Genomic DNA, 19,304 nt, shown 5'->3' on the forward strand with positions numbered 1-19,304 from the left:
TTAGGCATGTGTTGTTATCTCCCTTATCTTAAATTCTCCCGGACAGGCGGCACTACACTCCGCCTGTCCGGCGCGATTGGCTTTGCGGAGGATTGTTATGCGGGGGATCGGTTATACAATAGATCAGCAGTACTTAGCCTTGGCAGCCATGACCATAGCGGCGGCCTCCTTGGCCACAGCCTTGTCGGCCTCCTGCAGGTTCTCCAGAGGCTCACGCACGCCGCCCAGATCCAGGTTCTCGTTGATGCGGAGCATCTCCTTGGCCACGGCGTACATGTTGGCGTGGCTGGAGCACATCTTGTAGATGATCTCGTTGATGTCATACTGCAGCTCGGTGGCCTTGTCCCGCTCGCCGGCAACGATCAGCTCGTTGAGCTTCAGGAACAGCTCGGGCATGACGCCGTAGGTGCCGCCGATGCCGCCGTCAGCGCCGATGGCGCGGCCGGCCACAAACTGCTCGTCGGGACCGTTGAACACCACGAACTCGCCCTTGGCAGCCTTGCCGGCGGCCTTGAACATCTGGATGTCCTGGGTGGGCATGGAGGAGTTCTTCACAGCCACAACCTTGGGGTTCTTCATCATCTCAGCAAACAGGCTCATGGTCAGAGCGGTACCGGCCAGCTGGGGGATGTTGTAGATGACAAAGTCGGTGTTGGGAGCGGCAGCGCTGATGGCATTCCAGTAAGCAGCGATGGAATACTCAGGCAGGCGGAAGTAGATGGGAGGGATAGAAGCGATGGCGTCCACGCCCACTTCCTCAGAGTGCTTGGCCAGCTCCACGCTGTCCCGGGTGTTGTTGCAGGCCACGTGGTTGATGACGGTCAGCTTGCCCTTGGCCACGGCCATCACGTTCTCGATGATGATCTTACGCTCAGCGACGCCCTGGTAGATGCACTCGCCGGAGGAGCCGTTGACGTACACGCCCTTGACGCCCTTGTCCACATAGTACTGGGTCAGAGCGCGCACCCGCTCGGGGCTGACGTTGCCCTGCTCGTCATAGCAGGCGTAGAATGCAGGAATAATGCCCTTATACTTGTCCAGATTGCTCATGATTTTTTCCTCCTCTATATATGTGTCTCCGGCCTCGCTTCAGGCCCGGAGAGGTTTCTCCGCGCACACTGCGCGGTTAGGGAACATGTTCAGCGGGCCAGGATCTCGCCCAGCATGGTATCCACCATGATCAGGCAGCGGGGCACATGGAAGGGACCCTTGAAGGTGCAGCCCTTGCAGGCAGGCATGGTGGGCTTGCCATCCCGGCGGAGATAGCCGTACCACTCACCGTACTCGTCGTCAGCAAAGTAGGTCTTGCAGTAATCCAGCACCTTGAAGAACCAATCCAGGTACTTCTCATCGCCGCTGTCCCGATACATCATCAGGCTGGCGATCAGGGCCTCGTTGTGGGGCCACCACAGCTTCATGTCGTGCTCATAAGCCTCGGGGGGGAAGCCCTTGCAGTCGATGAAGTACAGGATTCCTCCGTACTCATTGTCCCAGCCGTTGGCGATGGCCATGTCAAAGACCTCCATGGCCTTGCGGCGCAGCTCGTCGTCGTTGGTGTACTTGGCCTGCTCCATCAGGAACCAGGAGCACTCGATGTCGTGGCCGGGGTTCACAAAGCGGCCGGCAGAGATGTCGCCCATGAACTCGCCGTTGGGACCCACGGTCTCCAGGGTGCACTTGAGTTCGGGCTTGTGGTGATACTTAAAGATGGTCTCCACGCACTCCTTGGCCCGCGCATCGTACAGCTCGCGCTGCTCAGGGTCGCAGCGGCGCAGGACCGAGGTAATGTTCAGGTAGATCATGGGGTCGGCCAGAGCCCGGCCGGTGCGGGTCTCGGGAATGGTCTTGGGGCCCATGCCGGTGGGGTCCTTGATGAGACCGTTGTTCAGGTTCCAGATGAGCTCGTAGGCGCGGCGGGCACGCTCAATGTACTCCTTCTCGCCGGTCAAGCCGTAATACTCGGCGTTGGCCAGAGCGTAGAAGCCCTCGGAGAAGCAGTAGCGGCGCTGACGCAGAGGCTTGCCGTCAGCGGTGACGGTGAAGTACATCCGGTCACCGGCCTCGCGGTTGATGCAGTACTTCTCCATGAAGTCCAGGCAGCTCTTGCTGGCCTGCATCCACTCATCCCGCTTGCCGTACACATGACACAGGTAGGCGTAGGTCCAGCCGCAGCGGCCCTGCATCCACACGCTCTTGTCGGTGGAGAACAGCCGGCCGGTGCGGTCGATGCAGGTGTACACGCCGCCGTGCTCCTTGTCCATACCGTACTTCAGCCAGAACTCCGCGCTGCTGGCCAGCTCCTTTTCCACCCACTGCTTGGCCTGTTCCAGTTTCTTTACATCCATGTTAAGACCAACCTTTCCTTTGTCAGATATCTTTGATATCTGTCCGCTCTGTTTACTTGTTTTCCTTTTGTTGTAACCATCATAGCACTCGTGAAAATAATTTTCAATTCGTATTAGTGTTTAAAATTTTTTCACAATTTTTGTGTATAATGACAAATGAATGTGAAATTTTCTTGAAGCATGTGGTTTTTTACCTGTATTTATTCCATTCTTTTCTGGCTCACTTCTGCTTCTCCTCGCTCTGAAAATAATTTTCATTCTACTTCCCTCCTCCGGAGCCTCTCCCCTTTTCCCTTTCTTCCGTCATCTCTCACAGTTTCCGGCGGTAAAAACCCGCTACCAATTTTCTAAGGTGTGTGATATGATAAAGGGCAGTTTCAAGATACTTTACCAGAAAGAAGGGTTTTCAATATGCACTGTATCCGTCATGTCACCGAAGATCTGATTTGGATCGGCGGAAACGACCGCCAGCACCCCCTGTTCGAGAGCACCCATCCGGTTCCCCGTGGGATGTCCTTCAACTCCTACTTGCTGCTGGATGAGAAGACCGTGCTGTTTGACACGGTGGACCGGGCCGTCCAGACCCAGTTCTTTGAAAATCTGGAGTATGCTCTGGGCGGTCGTAAACTGGACTATGTCTTCGTCCACCACATGGAGCCCGACCACGCCGCCACTCTGGGCGATGTGATGCTCCGCCATCCCGAGGCCACCATCGTCTGCAACGGCAAGATCCTGAACATGATCCGCCAGTTCCACTGCACCGATCCCAAGGAGGTCCATCTGGTCAACGAGGGCGACTCCATCACCACCGGCCGGCACACCTTCACTTTTGTCAATGCCCCCATGGTCCACTGGCCCGAGGTTATGGTGAGCTACGACTCCACCGATAAGATTCTCTTCTCCGCCGATGCTTTCGGCACCTTCGGCGCCCTCAACGGCGTACTCTTTGCCGATGAAGTAAACTTTGACCGGGACTGGCTGGATGAGGCCCGCCGGTATTACACCAACATCGTGGGCAAGTACGGTCCCCAGGTTCAGGCCCTGCTGAAAAAGGCCGCCGGCCTGGACATCCAGATGATCTGCCCCCTCCACGGTCCCGTGTGGCGCAAGGATCTGGGCTACATCGTGGATAAGTACGCCAAGTGGGCCGCCTATGAGCCCGAGGTCCAGGGCGTGCTCATCACCTTTGCCTCCGTGTACGGTGGCACCGAGACGGCCGCCAACATTCTGGCCTGCCGTCTGGCCGAGATGGGAATCCCTGTGGAGATGTACGACGTGTCGGTGACCCACTACTCCTACGTTCTCTCCGACGCCTTCAAGTACAGCCACATCGTCTTTGCCTCCACCACCTATAATAACGGCATCTTTGTCTCCATGGAGAACCTCCTCCACGACATCATCGCCCACCACGCCCTGCGGGGCCGCAAGGTTGCCCTGATTCAGAACGGTTCCTGGGCTCCCGCCAGCGGCAAGCTGATGACTGAAATTCTCTCCGGCATGAAGGGCATGGAGATTCTGGAGGCCCCTGTCACCCTGAAGTCTACCCTGGCTCCCGGCCAGGACGCCGAGCTGGAGGCCCTGGCCAAGGTCCTCGCCGCCAGCGTGAAGGGCGAAGAAGTGGTCGAGGAATCTCCCGCTCCCCAGGACAAGCCCAAGGGCTTTGTCTGCAAGATCTGCGGCTTTGTTTACGAGTCGGACACCCTGCCTGACGACTTCATCTGCCCCATCTGCCGCCGTCCCGCCAGTGATTTTGAACCCTTAGCCTGAACATCAAAATACCCCCGTTTCGCATGAAGCGAAACGGGGGTATTTTCTTTATCTGAAATCAGGGCATCAGCGCCTGTCGGCTTTTTCCACCGGGCTGAGGAGCCACATTGCGGGTGTGGCGAATCTCCTCCCAGACTGTGGTCTTCTTGAAGTAGCAGCCCACGGTAATAGGCAGCCAGCTCAGCAGGAACAGCCAGTAGCAGGCAACGCCCTTCCACAGGCGGCGGTCCCACTTATTCTCCACCGTCACCACCAGCACAGCCGCCGCCGTAGCGCCCAGCGCGCTGATCACCAGATTCAGGGCGAAGGCTCCCAGAGCCAGGGACAAAGAGAAGTAGGGCCGGGAACAGCCAACCGCCAGAGCGGAGAGCACCGAGCTGCCCAGAGCGGCCACCTGGTAGGCAGGCACCAGCATGGTAGCACCCATATCAAACACCACGCTGTCCGGCTTGCGCATCATGCGCTCCATGATCACAGGCAGATACTGATGGGCGATCTGAATGGTGCCGCTGGTCCAGCGGCGGCGCTGCTTCACCGAGATCTCATAGCTCAAAGGCTGCTCGTCATAGGTGATTGCCAGAGGGACCCACCAGATCTTTACCTCGGCCATAGCCAGCTGAACGGACATCTCCAGATCCTCACTGATGGTCTGGGTACGCCAGCCGCCCATCTTCTCCAGCGCAGCGGCGGACACCATAAAGCCGGTGCCGCCCAGCATGGCGGACAGTCCCAGTCCAGCCTTGCCGTTGTTGTGGAAGCGGCTCATCATCCAGTAGTAAATGGAGTAACAGCCGGAAAAAGCGGTGTCGTAAGGATTCTTGCTGTCCCGGTAGCCCTGAGCTGCCCGGGCTCCGGCGCAGTAGGCATTGTTCATTTCCTTCAAGAAATCAGGATGGGCCACGTTGTCCGCGTCGAACACGCAGAAAGCGTCGTAGCCACGACCAGCCAGCTGCTGATAGGCAAAGCGCATGACCTCGCCCTTACTCTTGACGGGAACGGTGCACTCCAATACCTTGGCGCCGAAATTGGCAGCCGCCTGAGCGGTGTTATCGGTACAGTTATTGGGGATCACGTATACATCATACAGTTCCGGGGGATAGTTCTGGGTCAGCAGGCTGTTGACCAGAGAGCCGATGACCAGCTCCTCATTGCGGGCAGCGATCAAAACAGCAAACCGGGTCCGGGCCGGGTGCCTGCCGTAATCCATGGGGCGCCGCCAGGACATCAGAGCTGTCACAAAATAATAACCGCCCCAAACGGTCATTGCCAGACCCAATACACTGGCAAAAGCCAGCATCAATCGTGCGGTAAACTCCATGGTCCAATCCTCCTTTGCTTGATGGTCCCAGTGTAACAGTGAAATGTTAAGCCCACACCATATAAATCATTAAGATTTTTAAAAGATCTCTTTAAAAGCCCCTTTTCCCCTTACTTTCTCCCCTCTATTCCAGAGGGGAGAAAAATTAACAGAATGTTTGTTTGCCTTTTTCCCCCGCTCCCTTTATAATATTTACATAATACTTTTTATTTTTATCCACTTTTTGTTGTTCCTTTTCACCCATTGTAGCGCTGCATGACCACCTTTGCGTGTTCCGGTTCTGCCGCGCTAGCGCAAAGGAGGTACCTATTTGCTTCAGTTTGAACATGTCTCCCTGGCCTACGGTTCCCAGCAGATTCTGCACGATCTGTGCTTTCAGATCCCGGACGGTCAAATGACCGTGCTCATCGGCCCGTCCGGCTGCGGCAAAACCACCACGCTGAAAATGATCAACCGCCTTATCGAGCCCACCAGCGGAAAGATCTATCTGGATGGCGAAGACATCGCCACCAAGGACAAGGTGGATCTGCGCCGGCATATCGGCTATGTCATCCAGCAGATCGGCCTGTTCCCCAATATGACGGTGGCCCAAAACATCTGCGTGGTTCCCACTCTGCTGAAATACAGTAAAGAGGAGTGCGACCGCATCGCCCGGCAGCTGCTGGAGATGGTCAATCTTCCCTATGAGCAGTACGCCCATAAATACCCCAGCGAGATGTCCGGCGGTCAGCAGCAGCGCATCGGCATTCTCCGGGCACTGGCTGCCTCTCCCCCCATCGTCCTGATGGATGAGCCCTTCTCCGCCCTGGATCCCATGACCCGCCGCTCCCTGCAGCAGGAGGTACGCAACCTTCAGCAGAAGCTGCACAAGACCATCGTCTTTGTCACCCACGACATGGAGGAAGCCCTGGATCTGGCCGACGTGATCGTCTTTATGGACCACGGCAAGATCGTACAGATGGCTCCTCCCGAGGAGATGCTGGCCCACCCGGCTACCGGGCAGATCCAGGACTTTTTGGGCAAGTTCATCCAGACCAACTCCCCCAACGACCTCACTGCCGCCGACTTTATGCGCACCGGCGTTTATGCCGTCTCCGCCAACCGCGGCATCAACGAGTGCGTCAGCAAGATGCAGCGCCACAATGTAGACACCCTGCTGGTAGTAGACGATCAGGGCAAGTATCAGGGCACAGTCTCCATCGCCGACATCCGTCTCACCGGCCACGTGGTCAAGACCATTCAGCCCCTCATCCGCTGCAACACTCCCACCGTCCACGCCCAGGATAACGCCAAGGACTGCTTTGACCAGCTCATCTCCAGCGGCGCCCCCTACCTCGTGGTGCTGGGAGACGGAGAACAAGTGGCCGGCATCATCACCAAAACCAGCATGGCCTCCGCCATGGCAGAGCAGCTTTGGGGGTGAGGCAGAGTGACATTCCACGACTTACCAAAGGCTCTGCTGGAACATCTGGGTTTTACCTTTGTCTCGGTAGCGGTAGGCTTTGTGCTGGGCGTGCTGCTTGGCATTCTGCTTTCCCGCCTGCCGAAAAACCTGTCCAAGCTGATTTTACCCATCCTCTCCATCTTCAACACCATCCCCGGCGTCGTATTTGTGGGCCTGCTGTTTCTGGTTCTGGGCATGCAGCCTATCACCGTGCTCATCGCCCTGTCCATCTACGCAACCTTTCCCATCCTCAAAAATACGTACGCCGGTCTCTCCTCAGTGGAGGGGCAGTATATTGAGGCAGCCAAGGGCTGCGGTATGAGCCCCATCCAGTGTCTCGTCCGGGTGGAACTGCCTCTGGCTCTGCCCACCATCATCGGCGGACTGCGTATGTCCACCGTCTACACCGTCAGCTGGGCGGTGCTGGCCGCCATGATCGGACAAGGAGGCCTTGGCACCTTTATCTACGCAGGCGTCAGCGCCAATGACAACGGCCTCATCCTTCTGGGCGCCGTTCCCGCCGCCATCCTGGCCTTTGTGTTGGGCTCTCTGGTGGACGCCCTTCAGCGCCGGGCCGTGCCCCGTGGCATGCGGAAAGGGGGTGGGGACCTGTGACCTTCCAAGTGATCTTTGAGCACCTGTCCATGGTCATTGTGGCCCTGCTCTTTGCCCTCATCGCCGGCGTCCCCCTGGGCGTCCTCTCCTACTTTTATCCCCGGGCGGGCAAGATCATTCTCCGGGTGGTAGACCTCATTCAAACTACCCCAGCCCTGGCTCTGCTGGGTATCATCATGGTATTTATGGGCGCCGGAAAGCCCACCGTCATTGTGGGCCTGGCCCTCTACTCCCTGCTCCCCATCGTGCGCAACACGGTGTTGGGCCTCAACCAGGTACCCTCCGCTCTGAAAGAGGCGGCCACCGGCATGGGCATGACCCGCATGTACCAGCTGCGGCGGGTGGAGATTCCCCTGGCCGCCCCCATCATCTTTACCGGCGTGCGCATCGCCGCTGTCAACGCCATCGGCACGGCGGTCTTTGCCGCCATGGTGGGCGGCGGAGGCCTGGGCAACATCATCAACACCGGCATCCGGCAAAATGATATGAAGGCCATTCTCAGTGGCACCGGTGTGCTCATGGCTATGGCCCTCATTCTGGATCTTGTCATGGCCCTGGTGGAGCATCGCATGAACCGCCGCTCCGACCGCGCCCCCTCCCCTGCCGGCAAGCTGTTCACCCGGGCCGTGGCTGCGGTGACTGCGGTGGCCTGTGTGGCTCTTACCGTGTGGACCTTCCTTCCCCAGCAGGAGGACGGTCTGGTCCTCTACGAGGGGCAGTTCTCCGAGGTCCAGCTGGTCAATAGCATGATCAAGCAGCTGGTGGAGGACCGCTACGACCTCACCGTCACCATCAAGGATCAGATGACGGCTGTCAACAACTTCAATGCTATGACAGGCCAGGACCACAGCTGTGACCTGATGTACACCTGGGACGGCACCCTGTTGACCACCATCATGGGTCTGGACACCACCGATATCCCCGATGGGCAGACACTCTATGACTTTGTCAACGAGAAGATGAATACGGAGTATGATGCCCGCCTCATAGGAAAAATCGGTGTGAACAACACCTACGCCATCGGCGTGACCCAGGATGTGATGGACACCTATCATCCCACAAAAATCAGCGATCTGGTTCCTGTTGCCGGCGAGCTGCGCTTCGGCGCCGAGTCTGACTTCTTCACCAGTGCGGGCAGTATGAAGTATGATCCCTTCGTTCAGTTCTATGGCCTGAACTTTGCCAAGGCCACCCCGGTGGACATCATGCTCAAGTACACCGCCATCGAGCAGGGTGCCTATGACGTGATGGTCGTCTACGCCACCGACGGTCTGAACATCCGGGCGGGACTTACTGTATTGGAGGATGACCTGCACTTCTTCCCCGACTACTACGGCACCATTCTGGTGCGCAACGATGTATTTGAGCGCTTTGAGGAACAGGCCCCTGATCTGGAGGAAACCCTGTCCCTGCTCAACGGTAAGTTTACCGACCAGCTTATGAGCCAGCTCACCTACCGGGTGGACGTGGAGCAGGAGCCGGTAGACCAGGTAGCCCGGGACTTTTTGGTAGAAGCTGGTCTGCTGGAGCAGTAACTCTTCCACACCCTGCAATCAAAATGTGCAAAACGCGCCCCGTGTCAGTGTTTAAACTGGCACGAGGCGCGTTTATTCTGCTGCCGGGGAAATCAGGCCCGCTTTCGATATCTCCACGCAAGAATCAGGCCTGCCAGGAGCACTGCGGCGCTGGCTGCCAGCAGGACTCCATATTCGCGGTTTAAAGCGCTCTGATTTTCGCCTCCCACCTCCAGTTTCATAGGATCTTGTCCGCTTTCTGCTGCGGTGTTGGCCTGGGGACGCTCAGGAACATTGCCGTCCATCGGCAGGGAAGCTGATTCTTCTCCCGCAGGCAGATCGAATGGCTGGCCGCCGGAAGGCACTTCCTCCCCCTGGGGCTGAGCACTTATATCTTCCCGCTCCATAGGTCCGCCCATCCCGCCGCCCATGGCATTGTTCATGGTACCCATGTCCGAAATACTCAGTTCCGAGGCATCCACCAGAGCGCTGCTGTCCTCCGCCTGGCCGTCAGAGGTGGAGGGGATGGTCCCGTCCAGCTGGCCCTGGACGCTCTCAGCCCGCAGCAGGCAGAACTGCTCCAGCGTCTCGATTCCCGTTTCAAATTCCTCATAGGTACAGAATTTGGTGGGGTCTTTTTCCACATAGAGGGCAATGAGCTGCTTTGTCTGGGCCATCATCTGGGTAAAATAGCCGCTGTCAAAGTAGGAGGAGATAAAGTCCGCAAAGTACTGGTGGTACAGCTGGGTGTACTCTTCGCTCTCAAAAATCCAGGCCAGCATAGGGCGAGAGTCCACGGTCCCGCCGGATACCGGGGTGTCAATTGGGTAGTTTACCATGGAGGTGGCATCCTGTCTGCCCTGGAAGCCGCCAAAGGCCAGGTTGTAGTCCCAGGGGATCATGGACAACTGACCGTCCTCTTCGTAGAGGTAGTAGTTGTGGATCATGGAGCCGGTGTAGCTGTCAAAGTTACACACAAAGTTGTGCACTACAAAGTAGCGGATCACCTCGTCTACGTCTACCACACTCTCAATACTCTCACCCTCATTCAGCTGTTTGAGGGAGGCGATGATCCGGTCCTCGTCGGCGTCGGTGATGTCGGTTTTGGCGTTGTCAAAGATGTTGGAATAGCTGTCGTAGTCGTCGTCGGTGTAGATAAGGGACACATCGCTGCTGCCCATAGAACCGCCCATACCACCTCCCCGGCCACCGAACTCTTTATCCGTCTGAGCCGGGTCTGTGGTCTGACTGCCCGAGGCATCATCCTGAGACGGGACTGCGCCCGGCATATCTTGGGGCATAGTTTCTGTGTCAGACTGCACTTCTTCCCCAATATCCGGCGGCGTCATACCCTCCGGTCGCTGGCCCTTCATGGCCTGTCGGTCCGGAAGGGTACTCTGGCCCTCTTCGCCGCTTTGATCGTCCATCCAGTCCTCCAGATCAAATTCTCCGCCGTTGCCCCGGCCGCCGCCCATGCTCATGCTGTCAGGCTTATAGAGCTCTCCATAGTCGCTGCCGTAGTTGCGCTCCAGGAAAGACTCCTCCACCCCCTCCATCGCCAGATAGAGACCCCAGTCCTCCCCGTTGACGGTAATATACACATAGCTGCACAAAGGGGCGTCCACGCCGAAATAGCCCATCATCTGATAGGTAAGGTAGTCCTTCATATAGGTATTGTCCTGAATGATGTTGTTGAGGCTGAGCTTATCCAAGCCGTGGTAGCTGATCGTACTGTCATAGTGGTCAAACTCAATTTTAAAGCTGTATCGGTCGTTTCCATAGCTGGCCACCTGGGTCAGCGAGGTATTGCCCTTGGCCCGGATGGCCACGTTGTTATAGCTCTCGTTGTCGATGACCACCGAGCACAGTTCGTACTCCTCGTCGGTACAGCCCTCCAGGAACCCCTCCCAATCATCCATAACGATGTCAATGGTATGGACCCTTGACGTGTCAAACAGACGGCTCTCATATCCCTGGGCTGTGGAGGCCGCCTGGATACCCAAGGAGGGAGCGTTTAGAAAGACTCCGGTCACCACCAAGGCTAAAAGCAGAGCCAGGCAGCAGATCTTGTCCATGTATTTATGGGTCGACATGGTCTGCTCCTTTCTTTATCCCATATAGTCTCCGTTGTAGCTGACCAGCACGGCGCTGGCGACTCCCTGCATCTCGGAGAGGGAATTGATAAAATCAGTATTCTCGTCTTTCATCCGCACCTCCAGATTCAGCTCCACGGCACCCTTCTGTACGGTCTTGCTTTTAACAGTCAGGCGCTGGACCTTCTCCTTCAAAAAGCCGGTAGCTGCCGCTTCGCTCTCACGGCCGTCACAGCGGAGCACCACAATATAGGGATTCACATGGGACTTTTTGTTGGCAAAAATCAGCAGGAACACGCCAATAAATACACTGCCGAACACGGCCAGAGGGATGAGTCCCGCCGCCAGCACGATGCCTGCGGCAATGGACCAGAACAGGAAGGCGATGTCCAGGGGCTCTTTGATGGCGGTGCGGAAACGGACGATGGACAGGGCGCCCACCATGCCCAGGGACAGCACCACGTTGGAGGTGACCGCCAGGATGACCAGTGTGGTAATCATAGTCAGGGCCACCAGAGTCACGCCGAAGCTGGAGGAGTACATCACCCCGGCAAAGGTCTTTTTGTAGATAAGGAAAATAAACATACCCAGGGCAAAGGCCAGCACCAGTGCCAGGGCCATATCCAACAGGGTAACGCTGGTCATGTTCTCCAGAAAGCTGGATTTGAAGATGTCTTGAAAAGTCATTGTGTTCTGCTCCTTCTTGATTGTCCGCGCTCACCCGTAAATCCGGCAGGCGGCGTATTTGGAAAAGGCCGAGGTGTGAGTTCTGGGTACCTGGACCAGGTCCCGGATCAGAGCGGGCAAAAAGCCGTCCCACTTTACTTCCAGGATGGCGGGAGCATCCCCCGCCGGAATGGTCACACAGTCCGGATTTAAAAAATCGGTGTTTCCCATAGCCGTACGGATGTTGTAATCCAAGGTCACCCGCACATTTCCCGGGTCGTAGACAAAGGGCTCCCGGGTATAGTCCACAATCGTCCGGGGCCGCAGACCCTGGGTGGTCATTTTGAAGCACAATTCCCGGACCAAGGGCTCTTTGCTGTCTGCCAGCTTGGTAACGTCTCCGCCAGCTACGGCTTGGACCTCTTCCCAGCTCAGCCTGGCCTGCTCTTTGCTGCACAGACCGCTGTACTTGCTCTTTTTTTCCAAAAAAACTTGGGACAGATCTCCGTTGTAGTACCGAACCCGAAATTTTTCCCGGCTGTTTACTCCATTCAGCTTTTCCCTCAAAGCTTTGTCCGCCAGATTGTCAAAATACAAGCTTCGGATCTGGTAGCTCCCGTTTACCGCATGCTGGTCCCGTTCCAGCACCGCTCCCAGGCGGGCACGGAGGGCCAACAGGTCGGAATAGCTGATCTCGTGCTTCCACTCGTGACGAAACTCCATTTCGCGGCCTCCTTTCCATAGGTGGCCAGTATACTCTGTCAACCTTAGTTCAAGCTTAGAGAATATAAAATCAGCGGAGCAAGATATACCTGCTCCGCTCTCAGCCTCTTTTTTTGCACGCTTTCCTACGGCAGCCGCTTGGAGGCAACGATGCGTGGATTTACATGGACCATACAGTGCTTTACCATAGGGAACCGGCGTTCCATGGCATGATGTACCTGCGCCGACGTCTCATGGGCCTCAGCCAGCGGAACTTCCCCATCTGCAGCAATCTCTACTTCCACATAGATTCGGTTTCCAAACAGCCGGGTCTGCAGCCGGTCCACCCCCAATACCCCCGGCTGAGCCAGCGCAGTCTGCCGCATCTCCTCCTCCATCTCCTCCGGACAGGCGGTATCCAGCATTTTTGCCGCGGCATCGCGAAAGATGTCCCAGGCCGCCTTCAAAATAAACAGACAGATCACCACACTGGCTGCCGGATCCAGCTCCGGGATGCCCAGCCTCGCCCCGCAGATTCCCACAAAACTGCCCACAGAGGACAGCGCGTCGGAGCGGTGGTGCCACGCATCCGCCATGAGAGATGGGGAGTTCAGCTTCTTGGCCGCCGCTCTGGTGTACCAGTACATAGCCTCTTTGGACACGATGGAGAGGACCGCTGCCGCCAACGCCACCCGCCCGGGAATGGGCAGAGCGTCCGCGCCTCCCAGGATGTTTCCCACTCCGGTCCAGCCGATCCCAAGCCCTGTCACGGCCAGCATAGAGGCAAGCAGGATGGCAGCCATACATTCAAACCGCTCATGGCCAAAGGGGTGCTCCCGGTCTGCCTCCTTTCCCGCCAGCTTGACGCCGGCAATCACCACAAAGGTGCTCAGCACATCGGATGCGGAATGGACGGCGTCAGACACCATTGCCCCGGAATGGGCCACCAATCCCGCAGCCAATTTCAGAATTGTCAGCACCACATTGCCCAGGATCGTGACGACCGAAACCCGTATCGCTCTGGCTTCTCCACTTTTTTGATCCATACTGTTACCTCCCATTTGGAACATATTGCTGTGGCATTCATCTGTTTTGCCTGTTCCAGGGGTACAAAAAGACACCCATGGAACATATTTTTTGTCCCACAGATGCCTCACCATCTGCTGCCGCCGCAGCGGCCCGGCTCCTTTACGGCCTGTTCCGTATGGGGCGCGCCGCCCCAACCATGTTCTCACCCTCAGTCTATGCCGTTCTCTTCCCTTTGGTCACTGCATCCCTTGTCAAAAAAAGTTCACACTTTTCGTATGGTACAGGCTTATCCATTTGTGTTAAAATAAAGTCGTTCCCAAAGGAGATTCTCTGCATCTATTTTTCCTTACCAAAGAACAGGAAGGCAACTCTATGGACAACAATTTTGCCTCTTCTATCGATTCCAAGCACCGCCACCCCCGCAGTCTGGCGCTGCGCTCGCTGGTGCTGCTGCTCGGCTTTGGCTGTGCGGCATCTCTTCTGCTGGGCAGCTGCGCCCATCCCCGTATCCTTCCTCTGAGCGGTTGGCTGCCAAAATCCTCCCTGTCCGTCTCCATCTCTCGAACCACCTCTCACTGGAAGGCTCCCGATGATACCCATGTTTGGAATCTGACGCTGGTCAATCCCTGGAACCCTCTTCCGGAGGATTATTCCATCTCTCTGAAGCAGGTAGAATCCGGCCAGACGGTAGATCAGCGGTGCGCGGAGGCCCTGCAGGCGATGATGGATGACTGCCGGGCTGCCGATTTATCCCCTCTCATCTGTTCCTCCTACCGTACCCAGGAGACCCAGCAGGGACTGTATGACGCCCAGGTCAACGATTTTCTCTCCCAGGGCTACTCCAGAGAAGAGGCCGAGTCCATGGCCGCCACCATAGTGGCCCTGCCCGGCACCAGCGAGCACCAGCTTGGGCTGGCGGTGGACATTGTGGATCAAAACTATCAGATCCTGGAGAGTTCCCAGGAGGACACACCGGTCCAGCGATGGCTGATGGAGCACTGCTGGGAGTATGGTTTTATTCTCCGCTATCCGGAAGAGAAAAGCGATTTAACCGGCATTATCTACGAACCCTGGCACTACCGCTATGTGGGTGTGGAAGCCGCAAAAGTGATTACCCAGGCAGGGATTTGTCTGGAGGAATATGTGGGAGCCACTGCAAAAGTAGTTCCTGACTCTTTCTCTTAAAACTTCAGCCGCCCTTCTCTATGCAGGAGAAGGGCGGCTGTTTATTCTCAGATCACTTTCAATTTTTAAAAAAGAAAACGTCCTGAAATCGTTTGATTTCAGGATGTTTGGTGGAGATAAGCGGGATCGAACCGCTGACCTCTTGAATGCCATTCAAGCGCTCTCCTGACCCCATCGGTTACATACCCCCGTAACCGGGTCTGTGAGATGCGCTTCAATACGCAATACCACCAAAACAAGCCACAGTTTCTTGTTGCTTCTGATTATAAGCTATTTGAAAGTGCATAGCAAGCCCATAATTTTATGGTAAGAACGCCGCCCAACGGGACTATGGGCGGCGTTTTCATATATCCCAACGAGAAAGGAGGGGTGTTCCCCACAGGCCAGCCATCGGGCTGGCTTTTTCTATTTCACAACGAAGGAGGTTTTTAGGTGGCTGACGATAAAAAGACTATTCCCGACGCCGGGAAGGTAGACGAGCCCCCCAAGCCGGGAAAGGTAGAGCCTGTCAAAGCCGATCCCCCGGTGCAGGATCAGCCCGCCCCGGCCAAGGCGGAGGCTCCCGTGACAGAGGATGCGTCCAAGGTGGTAACGCCCCCTGCGGCGGAAAAGCCCGTTGAGGGAAAGACAACTCCCGACCCTGCGGCGGAGCAGCCGGCTCCGGCGGATAAGGAGGCTCCCAAAGATAAGGACGCTCCTGTTCCGTCTATGGAGGGTACACCGCAGCCGGGCAAGGACGAGAAGCAGACCACGATCCCCGGCATGGGAGATCCCGCCCCCGCCGGAAAGGTGGTGGATTTTACCGCTGCCCGGGATGGGGTGACGAAGGGCAAGCCCCCGGAAAAGGCTGCGGCCACGGATAAGGGCAAGCAGGCGGATAAAGCGAAGGATGCGGCCAAGCCCCGCAGGGGCCGCCCGGCCAAGGCTGACAAGGCGGCCCCCGACAAGGCCAAGCCGCAACCTCGGGACAAAATGTCCCAAAGCAAACCGCCTGCCGGAAAAGGCGCTCCCGCCACGGCGAAGGCCCCGGCTGCAACCGAGCAGCCGCCCACTCCTCGGGATGCCACCCGTGGCGTGAAAGAGGAGATCGTGTATCTCAATCTTTCCGAGCTGCACCCGTTCAAAAATCATCCCTTTAGCGTCCGGGACGATGCGGAAATGCAGGGGCTGGTGGAGTCGGTCAAGGCTGCTGGGGTCAATCAGCCTGCGCTGGTGCGGCCCCGTGAGGGTGGCGGATATGAGATCATCGCCGGACACCGCCGCCAGCGGGCCAGTGAAATGGCCGGGTTTATCAATATGCCCTGTATCGTCCGCAACATGACCGATGACGAGGCCATCCTCGCCATGACGGATGACAACCTGCGGCACCGGGAGAAGATCGTGCCCACAGAAAGAGGGGCTGCGCTGAAACAGCAGGTAGAGGCCATCAAGCATCAAGGAGCCCGGCCCGGCGAGGCTGATAAGGACGCCGGAAAACGCTCCACGCAGATTGTCGGGGATCGCAACGGCATGAATTACAAGCAGGTGCAGCGGTATATCCGCCTGACCGAGCTTGTCCCCGAACTGCGGGATATGGTGGATGCCAGTAAACTGGCCTTTACTCCCGCTGTGGAGATTTCTTTCATCCGCCCCAAGTATCAGAAATATATCGCCGTTGCCATTGAGGGGCAGGTGTCCTCTCCGTCCCTCTCCCAAGCTCAGAAGATGCGGGAGCTGGACAAAGAGGGCAAACTGAACGGCGATGTGATCGACGGCATTTTGAGCGAACCGAAAAAGGAGGTTGACAAGGTGATCATCAACAGCGCCGAGCTGGAAAAGTATTTTGGCAAGGACAAGACGCCCCGGGAGATGAAGGACACCATTCTGGCCCTGCTGGACGAGTGGAAGGAGAAGCAGCCCCCGGAGCTGGGCAAGCCGGAGAAGAAAGCTGATAAGGCCCTGTAACTTTGGGACAGCTTGTCCCGAGGTGCTGCGCTCCCCTATAAGGGGCTCTGGTGCTTGATCCCCCGTCGCCGCCTTTTATACGGCATGGCCGGGCGCTGTCCGTCAAGGGTGCATCGCACCGCCGCCCTGCGGCGGCTTGCCCTTTACGGGCGGCCCCGGCTGTGCCATTCCCGGGGGCGTGACGGGGGCATATCCTCCAGAGCCGCCCCCTTTCCCATGAATGGGAAAGGGCGGGGGGATAGGGTTGAACACCATGAAACGGAGGTTTTCTATGAAAAGACCCCTTGCGTATATCACCGCCGCATGGTGCGGCGAGGACTACAAAAGCACGGAACAGGCGGCCCGGTACTGCCGAGCGGTGTACGAGGCTGGGTTTTCGCCCATCTGCCCTACGCTGTATCTGCCCTTGTTCCTCAACGACGCCGTTCCCGAGGAGCACAAGAACGGCATCGACATGAGCCGTGACCTGCTGCGGCGCTCCCATGTGCTGGTGGTGTGCGGCCATACCGTCACCGAGGCCATGAAAAACGACATCGCCGTTGCCCAGCGGCTGGGGATCACCGCCACAACGCTGGAGGGCATCCTCACCGTCAAAGGACAGGGGCGGCGCTGATATGGATACCCCGTTTGAAGCGTATGTCACCAACTTGGGGAAATACAACGAGGGCAGACTGGTAGGCGAATTTCTGAAATTCCCCACTACCACCGAGGAGGTGCAGGCCCTCTTAAAGCGCATCGGCATTGATGGGGTGCGGTATGAGGAAATCTTTATCACCGACTACGAGGTGAACATATCCGGGCTCTATGACTGCCTTGGCGAATATGAGAGCATCGACGAGCTCAATTATTTGGCCAGCCTTATCTCCGAGATGGATCAAAGTGACCGTGAAAAGTTTGAAGCGGTCATTGACAGCGGCGAATACTCCGGCAGCGTCAAGGAATTGATCAACCTGACCCAAAACCTTGACTGCTTCGAGTTTTATGCGGGTGTGGAGGACGATGAAACGCTGGGACGCATCTATGTGGAGGACATGGAGGCCATCGATGTGCCGGAGCATCTGCTCAACTACTTCGACTACGAGGCATACGGGCGGGATATTCGGATCAACGATGATGGGCATTATGCCAACGGCGGTTATATGTTCAACAACGGGAGCCAGTTTATCGAACACTATACCGGGCGGGATGATATTCCAGACGAGTATCGGGTATTTTCCATGCCCAAGCTCAACATCCGGGAACAGATGGCCGCCTATAAGGAAGTAGCGGATCGGGCTGCGCCGGAGAAAGATCACCTTTCCCCCAAAAAGGAGGTGCCGGAGCGATAACAAGACTTCGGGACAATTTGTCCCAAAGAAAGGGGTGGTTTGACTGGTAGATGAAGATATTTCCCGGCGCACGATAGCCGTTTCTGTGAAAGCGTCCAAGCTGACCGCCCGGGGCCTTGCCTATGTAGTGCGAGGTGTGGGCCGGAAGATCGCCAAGCACCACCGGGCCAAGCAGACGCCCCACGGCAAGCAGAGCGTGAAAAAGCTCATGGCTCACGGCGCATCGGCGTCCAGCATCGAGCTGTCCGGCGATACCAAGCTGTTTGACCGGGTGGCCCGGAAATGGAATGTGGACTACGCCTTTTACAAAACCGGGCCGGACAAATATCTGCTGTTCTTCAAGGCTGGGCAGGCCGACGCCATGACCGCCTGTTTTTCTGAATACTCCCGCAAGGTGCTGAACAAGTCCAAGTCCCGGCGCATCCCCATCCGGGATCAGCTCAAACGGGCGTCGGAGCAGCTTGCCCAAGAGCGGCCCCGTGCCAAAGAGCGAGTACAGGAGGTGGTTCATGCCGACAGATAAGATCCGAAAGTACATTCTCCCCAACATTCCCTATCTGTTCATCGGCTGGGCCTGTCTGAAGCTGGGGACGGCCTACCGTCTGGCAGCAGGGGCCGGGTTTGGGGAAAAACTGCTGGGGCTGGGCCGGAGCATCGGCCCGGCCTTTGCCGACTTTGCGCCGGGGCTTGATCCCTTTGACTGGCTGGTGGGCCTTGTGGGGGCGGTGGCCTTTCGCCTGCTGATCTACTTCAAGAGCAAGAACGCAAAGAAATTCCGGCGAGATGAAGAATACGGGTCGGCTCGATGGGGCACGGAAAAGGACATCAAGCCCTTTGTCGATCCCAAGTTTGAAAACAATGTCATTCTCACCGGGACGGAGCTGCTCACCATGAACACCCGCCCGAAAAATCCGGCCAACGCCCGCAACCTCAACGCCTGTGTCATCGGCTCGTCCGGCTCCGGCAAGACCCGGTTCTGGCTCACCCCCCAGCTGCTCCAAGCTCATTCATCCTATGTAGTGGTCGATCCCAAAGGAGGTGTCCTCGGGCAAGTCGGTCACTTTCTCCAGCAGCGGGGGTATAAAATCAAGGTATTCAACAGCATAGATTTTTCAAAATCCATGCACTATAACCCATTGGCCTACATCAAGAATGAGGCGGACATCTTGAAGTTTGTAAACGCCTTGATTTCCAACACCAAGGGCGAGGGCAAAGAGGGCGATCCATTCTGGACGAGTGCGACTCGTTCGCTGGCGGTAAGAAGTCAGCGGACAAACAACAAAATACAGTTGTTTGGATAACTGGTAATTCGACAGGTGGAATGACGGGGTAACGCCCTGAAACGCCTGCCCTC

The 19,304-nt window shown here is 57.0% G+C and carries 18 protein-coding genes, 1 tRNA gene and 1 riboswitch; of the genes, 10 read left to right on the forward strand and 9 right to left on the reverse strand.

Features of this window, described 5'->3' with window-relative positions; genetic code table 11:
• Positions 1-123: 123 nt before the first annotated feature.
• The 3 genes from ACEVJL_RS13830 to ACEVJL_RS13840 all read right to left on the reverse strand — a co-directional run bounded on the left by ACEVJL_RS13830 (position 124) and on the right by ACEVJL_RS13840 (position 2,603).
• Positions 124-1,050 (reverse strand): dihydrodipicolinate synthase family protein, encoded by a 927-nt coding sequence (locus tag ACEVJL_RS13830; RefSeq protein WP_008981834.1) that lies wholly within the window; start codon positions 1,048-1,050, stop codon positions 124-126.
• An 89-nt stretch (positions 1,051-1,139) separates the two neighbouring features.
• Entirely contained in the window at positions 1,140-2,345 is a 1,206-nt protein-coding gene (locus tag ACEVJL_RS13835; RefSeq protein ID WP_008981833.1) for an AGE family epimerase/isomerase, read from the reverse strand.
• A 120-nt stretch (positions 2,346-2,465) separates the two neighbouring features.
• Positions 2,466-2,603, reverse strand: a complete 138-nt coding sequence (locus tag ACEVJL_RS13840) for a hypothetical protein (RefSeq protein ID WP_374738178.1) — start codon at positions 2,601-2,603, stop codon at positions 2,466-2,468.
• A gap of 153 nt (positions 2,604-2,756) precedes the next feature.
• On the opposite strand from ACEVJL_RS13840, the gene ACEVJL_RS13845 reads away from it, so the two are divergent.
• A complete protein-coding gene (locus tag ACEVJL_RS13845; protein ID WP_374738179.1) occupies positions 2,757-4,112 on the forward strand; it encodes an oxygen-binding di-iron domain-containing protein in 1,356 nt (451 codons plus the stop codon).
• Positions 4,113-4,170: 58 nt separating this feature from the next.
• Here ACEVJL_RS13845 and ACEVJL_RS13850 read toward each other — a convergent pair whose 3' ends face one another.
• Positions 4,171-5,430, reverse strand: coding sequence for a glycosyltransferase family 2 protein (locus ACEVJL_RS13850; RefSeq protein ID WP_008981831.1), 1,260 nt, complete (start codon positions 5,428-5,430; stop codon positions 4,171-4,173).
• 310 nt (positions 5,431-5,740) lie between these two features.
• Here ACEVJL_RS13850 and ACEVJL_RS13855 point away from each other — a divergent pair, with 310 nt between their 5' ends.
• From ACEVJL_RS13855 to ACEVJL_RS13865, 3 genes are read left to right on the forward strand one after another with little or no spacing between them, the layout of a single operon-like run.
• Entirely contained in the window at positions 5,741-6,853 is a 1,113-nt protein-coding gene (locus ACEVJL_RS13855; protein WP_110440102.1) for a betaine/proline/choline family ABC transporter ATP-binding protein, read from the forward strand.
• 6 nt (positions 6,854-6,859) lie between these two features.
• Positions 6,860-7,489, forward strand: a complete 630-nt coding sequence (locus tag ACEVJL_RS13860; protein ID WP_110440101.1) for an ABC transporter permease — start codon at positions 6,860-6,862, stop codon at positions 7,487-7,489.
• Positions 7,486-9,024, forward strand: coding sequence for a glycine betaine ABC transporter substrate-binding protein (locus ACEVJL_RS13865; RefSeq protein ID WP_374738180.1), 1,539 nt, complete (start codon positions 7,486-7,488; stop codon positions 9,022-9,024). Before ACEVJL_RS13860 ends, ACEVJL_RS13865 begins: the two co-directional genes overlap by 4 nt.
• A gap of 92 nt (positions 9,025-9,116) precedes the next feature.
• Here the strand turns inward: ACEVJL_RS13865 and ACEVJL_RS13870 are convergent, their stop codons facing one another.
• The 4 genes from ACEVJL_RS13870 to ACEVJL_RS13885 all read right to left on the reverse strand — a co-directional run bounded on the left by ACEVJL_RS13870 (position 9,117) and on the right by ACEVJL_RS13885 (position 13,510).
• The gene (locus ACEVJL_RS13870) at positions 9,117-11,096 is read right to left on the reverse strand and encodes a CotH kinase family protein (protein WP_374738181.1); all 1,980 of its coding nucleotides are present in this window, start codon (positions 11,094-11,096) and stop codon (positions 9,117-9,119) included.
• 15 nt (positions 11,097-11,111) lie between these two features.
• Entirely contained in the window at positions 11,112-11,783 is a 672-nt protein-coding gene (locus ACEVJL_RS13875) for a DUF4956 domain-containing protein (RefSeq protein WP_374738182.1), read from the reverse strand.
• Positions 11,784-11,813: 30 nt separating this feature from the next.
• Complete coding sequence (locus ACEVJL_RS13880) at positions 11,814-12,485, reverse strand: polyphosphate polymerase domain-containing protein (protein WP_374738183.1); 672 nt, start codon at positions 12,483-12,485, stop codon at positions 11,814-11,816.
• Between the two features lie 125 nt (positions 12,486-12,610).
• Positions 12,611-13,510: a cation diffusion facilitator family transporter gene (locus ACEVJL_RS13885; RefSeq protein WP_110440098.1), complete on the reverse strand. Its 900-nt coding sequence runs from the start codon at positions 13,508-13,510 to the stop codon at positions 12,611-12,613.
• An 89-nt stretch (positions 13,511-13,599) separates the two neighbouring features.
• Positions 13,600-13,677: riboswitch (NiCo riboswitch) on the reverse strand.
• 188 nt (positions 13,678-13,865) lie between these two features.
• Here ACEVJL_RS13885 and ACEVJL_RS13890 point away from each other — a divergent pair.
• On the forward strand, positions 13,866-14,678 hold the full coding sequence (locus tag ACEVJL_RS13890) for a M15 family metallopeptidase (RefSeq protein ID WP_374738184.1): 813 nt from the start codon (positions 13,866-13,868) through the stop codon (positions 14,676-14,678).
• 108 nt (positions 14,679-14,786) lie between these two features.
• On the opposite strand, the gene ACEVJL_RS13895 is transcribed toward ACEVJL_RS13890, so the two are convergent.
• Positions 14,787-14,868, reverse strand: a tRNA-Ala gene (locus ACEVJL_RS13895).
• A gap of 242 nt (positions 14,869-15,110) precedes the next feature.
• Here ACEVJL_RS13895 and ACEVJL_RS13900 point away from each other — a divergent pair.
• The 5 genes from ACEVJL_RS13900 (at position 15,111) to ACEVJL_RS13920 (ending at position 19,251) form a co-directional block, all read left to right on the forward strand.
• On the forward strand, positions 15,111-16,622 hold the full coding sequence (locus tag ACEVJL_RS13900; protein ID WP_278905061.1) for a ParB/RepB/Spo0J family partition protein: 1,512 nt from the start codon (positions 15,111-15,113) through the stop codon (positions 16,620-16,622).
• 271 nt (positions 16,623-16,893) lie between these two features.
• A complete protein-coding gene (locus tag ACEVJL_RS13905; protein ID WP_278905062.1) occupies positions 16,894-17,235 on the forward strand; it encodes a DUF7768 domain-containing protein in 342 nt (113 codons plus the stop codon).
• A 1-nt stretch (position 17,236) separates the two neighbouring features.
• A complete protein-coding gene (locus ACEVJL_RS13910) occupies positions 17,237-17,950 on the forward strand; it encodes an antirestriction protein ArdA (protein ID WP_278905063.1) in 714 nt (237 codons plus the stop codon).
• Positions 17,951-18,035: 85 nt separating this feature from the next.
• The gene (locus ACEVJL_RS13915; protein WP_110440548.1) at positions 18,036-18,473 is read left to right on the forward strand and encodes a PcfB family protein; all 438 of its coding nucleotides are present in this window, start codon (positions 18,036-18,038) and stop codon (positions 18,471-18,473) included.
• Complete coding sequence (locus ACEVJL_RS13920; RefSeq protein WP_374738185.1) at positions 18,460-19,251, forward strand: type IV secretory system conjugative DNA transfer family protein; 792 nt, start codon at positions 18,460-18,462, stop codon at positions 19,249-19,251. Before ACEVJL_RS13915 ends, ACEVJL_RS13920 begins: the two co-directional genes overlap by 14 nt.
• The last annotated feature ends 53 nt before the right edge of the window (positions 19,252-19,304 follow it).

It is taken from the genome of Flintibacter porci (assembly GCF_041925195.1).
Taxonomy (GTDB): domain Bacteria; phylum Bacillota; class Clostridia; order Oscillospirales; family Oscillospiraceae; genus Lawsonibacter; species Lawsonibacter porci.

Coding starts and splice junctions, on each gene's coding strand:
- ACEVJL_RS13830 (WP_008981834.1), bottom strand. CDS start 1,050: ATGAGCAATCTGGACAAGTATAAGGGCATTATTCCTGCATTCTACGCC.
- ACEVJL_RS13890 (WP_374738184.1), top strand. CDS start 13,866: ATGGACAACAATTTTGCCTCTTCTATCGATTCCAAGCACCGCCACCCC.
- ACEVJL_RS13885 (WP_110440098.1), bottom strand. CDS start 13,510: ATGGATCAAAAAAGTGGAGAAGCCAGAGCGATACGGGTTTCGGTCGTC.
- ACEVJL_RS13875 (WP_374738182.1), bottom strand. CDS start 11,783: ATGACTTTTCAAGACATCTTCAAATCCAGCTTTCTGGAGAACATGACC.
- ACEVJL_RS13910 (WP_278905063.1), top strand. CDS start 17,237: ATGGATACCCCGTTTGAAGCGTATGTCACCAACTTGGGGAAATACAAC.
- ACEVJL_RS13850 (WP_008981831.1), bottom strand. CDS start 5,430: ATGGAGTTTACCGCACGATTGATGCTGGCTTTTGCCAGTGTATTGGGT.
- ACEVJL_RS13835 (WP_008981833.1), bottom strand. CDS start 2,345: ATGGATGTAAAGAAACTGGAACAGGCCAAGCAGTGGGTGGAAAAGGAG.
- ACEVJL_RS13845 (WP_374738179.1), top strand. CDS start 2,757: ATGCACTGTATCCGTCATGTCACCGAAGATCTGATTTGGATCGGCGGA.
- ACEVJL_RS13840 (WP_374738178.1), bottom strand. CDS start 2,603: ATGAAAATTATTTTCAGAGCGAGGAGAAGCAGAAGTGAGCCAGAAAAG.
- ACEVJL_RS13920 (WP_374738185.1), top strand. CDS start 18,460: ATGCCGACAGATAAGATCCGAAAGTACATTCTCCCCAACATTCCCTAT.
- ACEVJL_RS13870 (WP_374738181.1), bottom strand. CDS start 11,096: ATGTCGACCCATAAATACATGGACAAGATCTGCTGCCTGGCTCTGCTT.
- ACEVJL_RS13905 (WP_278905062.1), top strand. CDS start 16,894: ATGAAAAGACCCCTTGCGTATATCACCGCCGCATGGTGCGGCGAGGAC.
- ACEVJL_RS13880 (WP_374738183.1), bottom strand. CDS start 12,485: ATGGAGTTTCGTCACGAGTGGAAGCACGAGATCAGCTATTCCGACCTG.